The sequence below is a fragment of the Nonomuraea sp. NPDC050202 genome (assembly GCF_040656115.1).
Taxonomy (GTDB): domain Bacteria; phylum Actinomycetota; class Actinomycetes; order Streptosporangiales; family Streptosporangiaceae; genus Nonomuraea.
Genome location: NZ_JBFALF010000098.1, coordinates 1 through 7,091, shown reverse-complemented (window position 1 = coordinate 7,091; position 7,091 = coordinate 1). Strand labels below are relative to the sequence as shown.

10 protein-coding genes are annotated in these 7,091 nt (G+C 69.8%); 5 read left to right on the top strand and 5 right to left on the bottom strand.

The genetic code is table 11. The features are described 5' to 3' along the window. The first annotated feature begins 242 nt into the window (after window positions 1–242). The 4 genes from AB0I79_RS63010 to AB0I79_RS62995 all read left to right on the top strand — a co-directional run bounded on the left by AB0I79_RS63010 (window position 243) and on the right by AB0I79_RS62995 (window position 3,485). Window positions 243–1,328 carry an AI-2E family transporter gene (locus AB0I79_RS63010; RefSeq protein ID WP_357896244.1) on the top strand — a complete coding sequence of 362 codons (1,086 nt, stop codon included), beginning with the start codon at window positions 243–245 and terminating at the stop codon, window positions 1,326–1,328. A 187-nt stretch (window positions 1,329–1,515) separates the two neighbouring features. Further along, window positions 1,516–2,478: an acyl-CoA desaturase gene (locus AB0I79_RS63005; protein ID WP_357896241.1), complete on the top strand. Its 963-nt coding sequence runs from the start codon at window positions 1,516–1,518 to the stop codon at window positions 2,476–2,478. After that, entirely contained in the window at window positions 2,475–3,002 is a 528-nt protein-coding gene (locus AB0I79_RS63000; protein WP_357896238.1) for a DUF5994 family protein, read from the top strand. Before AB0I79_RS63005 ends, AB0I79_RS63000 begins: the two co-directional genes overlap by 4 nt. Window positions 3,003–3,065: 63 nt before the next feature. Further along, window positions 3,066–3,485 (top strand): hypothetical protein, encoded by a 420-nt coding sequence (locus tag AB0I79_RS62995; RefSeq protein ID WP_357896235.1) that lies wholly within the window; start codon window positions 3,066–3,068, stop codon window positions 3,483–3,485. Window positions 3,486–3,623: 138 nt separating this feature from the next. Here AB0I79_RS62995 and AB0I79_RS62990 read toward each other — a convergent pair whose 3' ends face one another. The 5 genes from AB0I79_RS62990 to AB0I79_RS62970 all read right to left on the bottom strand — a co-directional run bounded on the left by AB0I79_RS62990 (window position 3,624) and on the right by AB0I79_RS62970 (window position 6,237). Then, entirely contained in the window at window positions 3,624–3,929 is a 306-nt protein-coding gene (locus AB0I79_RS62990; protein WP_357896232.1) for a hypothetical protein, read from the bottom strand. Window positions 3,930–4,014: 85 nt separating this feature from the next. Beyond that, window positions 4,015–5,097, bottom strand: a complete 1,083-nt coding sequence (locus tag AB0I79_RS62985; RefSeq protein ID WP_357896228.1) for an acyl-CoA desaturase — start codon at window positions 5,095–5,097, stop codon at window positions 4,015–4,017. Next, window positions 5,094–5,417, bottom strand: a complete 324-nt coding sequence (locus AB0I79_RS62980; RefSeq protein ID WP_357896225.1) for an STAS domain-containing protein — start codon at window positions 5,415–5,417, stop codon at window positions 5,094–5,096. The genes AB0I79_RS62985 and AB0I79_RS62980 overlap by 4 nt, the downstream gene beginning before the upstream one ends. A gap of 55 nt (window positions 5,418–5,472) precedes the next feature. Beyond that, entirely contained in the window at window positions 5,473–5,793 is a 321-nt protein-coding gene (locus AB0I79_RS62975) for a DUF5994 family protein (RefSeq protein WP_357896222.1), read from the bottom strand. 186 nt (window positions 5,794–5,979) lie between these two features. Beyond that, a complete protein-coding gene (locus tag AB0I79_RS62970; protein ID WP_357896219.1) occupies window positions 5,980–6,237 on the bottom strand; it encodes a lipopolysaccharide assembly protein LapA domain-containing protein in 258 nt (85 codons plus the stop codon). 455 nt (window positions 6,238–6,692) lie between these two features. On the opposite strand from AB0I79_RS62970, the gene AB0I79_RS62965 reads away from it, so the two are divergent. After that, window positions 6,693–7,004, top strand: coding sequence for a UBP-type zinc finger domain-containing protein (locus tag AB0I79_RS62965; RefSeq protein ID WP_357896217.1), 312 nt, complete (start codon window positions 6,693–6,695; stop codon window positions 7,002–7,004). Window positions 7,005–7,091: the final 87 nt, after the last annotated feature.

Below are 7,091 nucleotides of genomic sequence, written 5' to 3'. Positions count from 1 at the left end.
CTGGACGTCCAGGCGCGGGAAGGTGTCGCTCAGGTAGCGCTGCATCTCGGTCAGCACCGCCGGCTGGTCCAGGACGCGGCTGAGGACGGCGAACCGCAGCAGGGCCAGGGCGGATCCTATTCTTCGGACTTCCTGGCTCGAAGGCTGAAAGCGCGCCTATTTCCGACCGGTGGGGAAGCTTCCCCTGCATGGATCCCCCTCAGGAACGCCTGTTGCGGTTGGTGCCTGCGACCTTGGCGAGGATGGCCGCGTGGTGCGCGTGCCTGATCGTCATCGGCATCGTGGCCAACTACGTGTTCGGCTTCGTGGCGACGATGCGCATCGTCGCCCTGCCGGTCGCGGTCGCCCTGCTGCTGACCGCGCTGCTGTTCCCGCTCACCCGACGCCTGCGCACGTCGGGCCTGCGAGCGATCTACGCCACCTGGGTCACCATGCTCGTCGCCCTGGCCGTGCTGGGCGGGACGGGCTGGATCATCGGAGTGCGGGCCAACGCGGAGTTCCCCGGCCTGGTGACACAGGTCAGGCAGACGGCCAAGACGGTGGAGGGCTGGCTGTACACCGGCCCTCTGCACGTGGAGCCCATCCAGCTCAGCGGCTGGGTGGACGAGATCGCCCAGTTCGTCACCGAGCGGCAGCAGCAGATCACCTCGACGGTTCTCGCGGGCACCGTGGTGGTGGTCGAGGTGCTGGCCTCGATCGTGCTCCTGCTGTTCGTGACGTTCTTCCTGCTCAAAGACGGTGACCGGATCTGGTCCTGGTTCCTCAAGGGGTTCGGCCGGATGGCACCGCGGGTCGACCGGGCCGGGCGGACCGCCTGGGCCACGCTGTCCCACTACGTGCAGGGCACAGTGGCCGTGGCCGCGGTGCACGGCGTGCTCATGGGTGTGGTGCTGGCCGTCATGGGCGTCCCGCTGTGGGCGGCACTGGCCGTACTGATCTTCCTGGCCAGCTTCATCCCGATCGTCGGCATACTCTTCGCCGGTGCGGTCGCGACGCTGGTCACGCTCGGCGCGAAGGGCCCGATCTACGCGCTGATCTTCATCGGCATCCTGATCGTCGAGCAGCAACTGGAAAACCACGTGCTCCAGCCGCTGATCGTCGGCCGGGTGCTGCACTTCCACCCGCTCGCGATCATCATGGTGCTGGCCGTCGGCGGCATCCTGGCAGGGATCGCGGGCGCGGTCGTGGCCGTGCCGATCACCGCCATTCTCTACCGGGCCGTGCCAGAGCTGTTCAAGGACGATCCGATTCCCCTCCCGGCAGGACCGGCCCCGCAGCCACCGGCGCAGGCCGTACCTCCCGGGAAGGAGCCCGAGCAGAAGGACTGACGGGCTCGGAGGCGGGTGGAGGCGCGCTCGCGGTGAGCGCAAGGTGTTCGTGCTGGTGCCGTTCGCGGCGCCGGCCGCCGCGATGCCGGTGGCCTGGGGTGTTGCCTCCGTGTGCGTGGGCAGGTGAATTGCCTGATTCCAAGGGGGGCGAAAAAGGACGCTGCCGTGTGACGGGAGGAAAGCAGGCATGGTTTCGACAGGTAAAGGCGTCGTCGATCGGGAGCGGGCCGGCGTGGCGCCGATCATCGACGGGCGTAAACCGGTCGTGGCGGTGGTCGCGTTGTGGGTGTTCGTGCTGGTGCCGTTCGCGGCGCTGGCCGCCGCGATACCGGTGGCCTGGGGGTGGGGAATCAGCTGGACCGACGTGGCGATCGCCGCCGTCGCGTACGTCCTGACCGGGCTCGGCGTCACGGTGGGCTTTCACCGCTATCTCACCCACGGCGCGTTCAAGGCGGGCCGGTGGCTGCGGATCGGCTTGGCGGTGGCCGGGTCTCTGGCGGTGCAGGGCTCGGTCATCCAGTGGGTGGCCGACCACCGGCGCCATCACGCCTTCGCCGACCGTGACGGCGACCCGCACTCGCCCTGGCGTTACGGGCACAGCGTGCGCGGCCTGGCCAAGGGCCTGTTCTTCGCGCATGTCGGCTGGATGTTCGGGCGTGATCGCACCAACCAGGAGCGGTTCGCCAAGGACCTGCTCGCCGACGCCGACATCGGCCGGGTGGACCGGCTGTTCGGGCCGCTGGTCGCGGCCTCGCTGCTGCTGCCGCCCGCGGTCGGGCTGCTGGCCACCGGCACCTGGCAGGGGGCGGTGACCGCGTTCTTCTGGGGCTCGCTGGTACGGATCGCGCTGCTGCACCACGTCACCTGGTCGATCAACTCCGTCTGCCACGTCTTCGGCGAGCGGCCGCTGAAGACCCGCGCCGGGGACCGGGCCGCTAACTTCTGGCCGCTGGCGATCCTGTCGTTCGGCGAGAGCTGGCACAACGGCCACCACGCCGACCCCACCTGCGCCCGGCACGGCGTACTGCCCGGCCAGATCGACGTCTCGGCCCGGCTGATCAGGTGGCTGGAGAGGCTCGGCTGGGCCCGTGACGTACGCTGGCCCACCCCGGTGCGCCTGGCCGCACGACGCCGAAAGCCGTCCTCATGACCGGCCCTGACAAGGCGCGGCTCAACCTGGATCCCGACCTCGCGCGCCGGGGCGCGGTGGACGGGGCGTGGTGGCCCACCGGCTACGACGCCGGCGCGGAACTGCCCGCCCTGATCGCCGCCATCGACCAGCGGCTGCAGCGGCGGGTCCGGCGCGTGGGCCTGCACGTCGACACCTGGCACAACATCCCGCGCCACATCGCCGCGCCGGGCCGCCAGGTCAAGGTGGGCTGGTTCCGCACCATCGACCCCCACGTGGTCAACCTGATCATCCCGGGCGTCGAGCATCTCAACCTCTTGGTCATCCCACCCGATACCCCACCGGTCGCCGCTGCGAAGGCGCTCGGCCTGGCCACCCGATGCCGGGGCCGTACCCGCCCCGGCGACATCCTCACCGCCGCAGGCCCGGACAACCCCACCGCCTCTGCCGACGCCGACACTGCCGCGAACGCGCTCGGCCTGGCCGGTTGGGACAACGAAGGCGGACAGCCCCGGCAGCCCGCCCGCCGCAGTCCCGCCCCCTGACCCGCCCTCCAGAGGAGGAGAGCCGGCACGCGGGCTCCACCACTCGGCAGAAAGGATCACATCGTGCACTGGCTGCGCGACATCGACAGGCCCCTCTACCGGGCGGTGCCCATCACGGCAACGGGCACCTGCTTCATCGCCGGAGCGCTGTGCGAGATCGACAGCGACGGCGAGGTCCTACGCGAATGGCGGCTGGATCTGTCCTGCGGCCCCCAGGTGCCTGAGCGCGAACGCCGGCAGGCCCATCGCCTCTGGCAGCAGGGCAGCGTCCACACCACCCCTGACAACCACCGCCTCCTGCTCCCTCAGCAGACCCTCGACCTCGACCTCGCACACCACGCCGTGCAACGCTGGTACGCGCGCCGCATCGACGCCACTCCACGCCCCTTGAGCTTCCAGTTCATGAACCCTGCCGGCGAGACGACGCTCAGCCGAACGGGCGACCGTCCGGCACCGGCCACCGCCGACAAGCGGCGCCTGTAGACGCATCGTCTGCTTGCCCGGGTGCAGGACACAGCCGACCTGTGCGGCAGCACGAATCGAGGCGACAACGCGGCAGTGACGTAGGCGATCGGCCCGGAGGCCTGCCGGCAGACGTTGGAGCTGCGCGACGGCGGATGGTCAGGGACCGTCAGAGGCCGGATCCGCAGGTGGCGCGCACCCGTCACGGGCCTTCCCGGCCAGCGCCTGGTCGGCTGCGGCGCTGAGCAATCGTGCGGCGGCGGCTACCTCAACGAGCTGACCTGGCGTCATCGCCTCCAGACACGCGGCGAGCCGCTGCCGGTCGCCGTGGCAGGCCATGCTCATCGCGTTCTGAAGGGCGAGAGTGCGCGAGGCCGTGCTGACCGCCTTCAAGACGCTGGCCAGGGCCTGATCCATGCCACTGTCAGGACCTGTCCACTGCGAGAGCCGGGCGTTGGCCATCATTCACCTGCCGTCCTTGGCTTCGAGCAGGGACGTTCAGCCAGGAATCGTCCCTTACCGCCGGGCCCCGGATCCGGGTCGGCGACCATCATAGAGGCGTGCGCCGTTGTGGCGGCCGTCCGGAGTGGAGGCGTCGCCCCGGAGCGGAGGCGCTGCCGGGGTGCTGCATCGTGGTGCGCAGTGTGTGTTTGCCAGCCACCATGCGGCGGTGTTGGAGGCCGTCGGCGGGGTGCCAGCGCACGTTGGTGGCCCAGTTCAGGCGTTCGAACAAGCGGATCAGTGCCGCTGAGGGGTCGATCTGGCGGGGACCGCGGCCGTGCCGGGCGCAACCGGGGTGGCTGTGGTGGCCGTGGTGCCAGCTCTCGCCGAAAGACAGCAGGGCGGCCAGCGGCCACAGGTGGGTGGAGCGGTCGTGGCGGCGGGTGGTGTGCGGCCGGCGTCTGATCATGTGGCACAAGGAGTTGATGGTCCAGGTGACGTGCTGCAGCAGGGCGATGCGGACCAGGCCGGCCCAGATGAACGCGGTCAGCCCGCCGTACAGGCTGCCGCTGATCGCCCAGCCTGCCGCGAACGGCAGGAGCAGGGAGGCGGCGCAAAAGGCGGGGAAGGCACGCGAGATGCGCAGCATGGCGGGATCGTTGCGGAGCAGGCCGGGGGCATACCGGGCGGTCGAGGTGGGCTCGCAGGAAAACAGCCAGCCCAGGTGGGCGTGGGTCAGGCCGCGCAGTTGGCCGCCGAGATGAGCGCCGTAGCGGTAGGGGGAGTGCGGGTCGCCGGGCCGGTCGGTGAAGGCGTGGTGGCGGCGATGGACGGCCAGCCAGTCGACCGGGTTGCCCTGGAAGCTCATCGATGCTGCCATGGCCAGGGCGACGCGCAGCCACGGGCGGGCGGTGAAGGAGCGGTGGGTTAGCAGCCGGTGGAAGCCGACCGTCACGCCCAGCCCGGTCACGACATAGAAGACTGCGGCCAGCAGCAGGTCGGTGAGGGTGACACCGTTTCCCCACGCCAGCCAGATGCCGGCGGCCAGCGCGATGAACGGCGTGACCATGATCGCGGCTGTCAGCGTCACCGGGGCGATGACGGCCCGCATGGGCGCAGCGGGACGGGGGAACGGCGAGTTGCCGTCATGGCTCGCCTCGGCGGGCTTGCGGGTGGCCGGCAGGCCGGTCACGCCATGATCGGGAAGCGGTGGTCCAGACCGGCGCTGCGCAGCAGTCGCGCCATGAACGGGGGAACGCCGGTCAGGGCCAGCGTGATGCCCAGGGCCCGGGCACGGCCTTGCACGCCGATCAGCACGCCGATCCCGCCTGGCCCGCAGAAGGTGACCTTGGACAGATCGAGGACGAGCAGATCGCTGCTGTGGGCGAGGGCGTTGATCAGCCTCTGGCGCAGGCGGGCCGTGGTGAAGATGCCGATGTTCCCCGACAGATGTACGAGGGTCGGTACCGAGGCGATCGCCCCGCCGAGTGGGGCGGTGTCGATGACAGTCATGAAAGTTTCCTCACTGGAGAAGCTGAAACGGATGGGATCGACCCGGCTCGTTGTCTCAGTTGGCTGAGCTGTCGGTGGGTACCGCACGGAGGGCCGGGCGCGCCGCTGGGGCAGGGATGCGGCGTGGAAGGCTCTGCCACGTATCGCCATGGACGCCGATGCGGAGCGTGACTCGATCAAGCAGCCGGTCGACGGCAACGATGAGGCCGGGCAGTTCGGCGGCCGCATTGCGGGAGCAGGGCCACCAAGCCCCGTCCACCACCGCTCGCCGATTCGGCACCGGGTGGAGGCTGAGCCGCAGCTCGGAATCGGCCCGGGGGATCGCCGATGAGGCGGCGCTGAGCAGTGCGGGCTGAGAAAGAAGTGCCAGCGTCATGTCGCCTAACCTGTCCGGGCCTCAAGAGGCCGGTGGTGGTTCGCCGCGGGTGACGCAGACCTGAATGCCAACGCTCGAAAAGTCCTCGGTATTTTCATTCTACCTTATAACTTCCGGAATTATGTAATTCCGGAAGTGCGCTGAGCCCATTTCATCACTGCGCGGTGGGATATCGACGCTCGCCGGTCAGCGGTTCTGGCGGCGGCGCCGGCCGGCCAGGCGGCGGAGCTGGGTGATGCGGGCGGTGCCGAGCACCAGGGTGAGCAGGATCCCGCTGAGCATGGCGATCAGCATGGCGACCGCCAGCGGCAGCGTGCCCTTCAGACCGAGGAAGGACACCTGCGTGGCGGTGGTGTTCTGCAGCATGAACACGATGAAGGCGACGGACACGAGCGCGGCGGCCCACACGCCCGCCCAGGCCACGCTGGTGCGGGTGACGGGCACCGGCCTGAAGTTCTCGACGCTGGAGCCCGGGTCCGCGGGGCGCGCGGCCGGCGGCGGTGAGCTCCCGCCTTGGGGCACATCGGCTACTGCCGGCTCAGCAGACGGCTCCGATCTGGCACGGAAGCGGTGCAGGAGGTCCATGACAACCCTTTCGGTGAGCCGGTCTGGCAGTCCGCCTCAGGAGCGGGATGTCGTTGTCTCCGGATGCCCCGACTCTACGTCACTTGCCCGGCGCGCCGAGCGGGCGATCGCAGTTGGCAGATCACCGCTCTGTACGGCCGGCCCTCGTTCCGCCCGGCCATGACCGTCCGTCGGCAACGTACCCGCAGGCTCGCTATCGCCGGAGCTGATGAGGCTAGCTGGGATTGCGTGTTTCCGCCGGGCCGGCTGAGCACCTTGACTGGTAAGTGACCAGTCGGCGCACCGTGCGTCGCTGTCACCGTGAGGGGGTCGTGATGGCCCTGGACGCACAAGGAACGGACGCGACCGACCGCGCAGGTCTGAACGGTCAGGCTCCGCGCTGCGATCACATCGACCAGTTCCCGGCTGTGAAGCACGGGCCGCCCGAATGCAAGGAATGCCTGGCACTCGGCCGGACCTGGACGCGCCTGCTGGCGTGCCTGACCTGCGGGTGGGTGGCCTGTTCCGACGATGCGCAGGGCGGTCACGCCAAGGCCCACTACGAGGAGACCGACCATCCGGTGGCCACCACGCTGGAGCCAAGGTCGACCTGGCGCTGGTGCTACGTGCACCGCCGCGCCGTATAGACGCATGAACGAGACGAAAGAGAACCTATGACCACCATTTCCGAGCAGGCGGCGGAACGCCGTCAGGACTACGACGGCACCTCGCCC

Coding starts and splice junctions, on each gene's coding strand:
- AB0I79_RS62990 (WP_357896232.1), bottom strand. CDS start 3,929: ATGATGGCCAACGCCCGGCTCTCGCAGTGGACAGGTCCTGACAGTGGC.
- AB0I79_RS62975 (WP_357896222.1), bottom strand. CDS start 5,793: ATGACGCTGGCACTTCTTTCTCAGCCCGCACTGCTCAGCGCCGCCTCA.
- AB0I79_RS63010 (WP_357896244.1), top strand. CDS start 243: ATGGCCGCGTGGTGCGCGTGCCTGATCGTCATCGGCATCGTGGCCAAC.
- AB0I79_RS63005 (WP_357896241.1), top strand. CDS start 1,516: ATGGTTTCGACAGGTAAAGGCGTCGTCGATCGGGAGCGGGCCGGCGTG.
- AB0I79_RS62965 (WP_357896217.1), top strand. CDS start 6,693: ATGGCCCTGGACGCACAAGGAACGGACGCGACCGACCGCGCAGGTCTG.
- AB0I79_RS63000 (WP_357896238.1), top strand. CDS start 2,475: ATGACCGGCCCTGACAAGGCGCGGCTCAACCTGGATCCCGACCTCGCG.
- AB0I79_RS62980 (WP_357896225.1), bottom strand. CDS start 5,417: ATGACTGTCATCGACACCGCCCCACTCGGCGGGGCGATCGCCTCGGTA.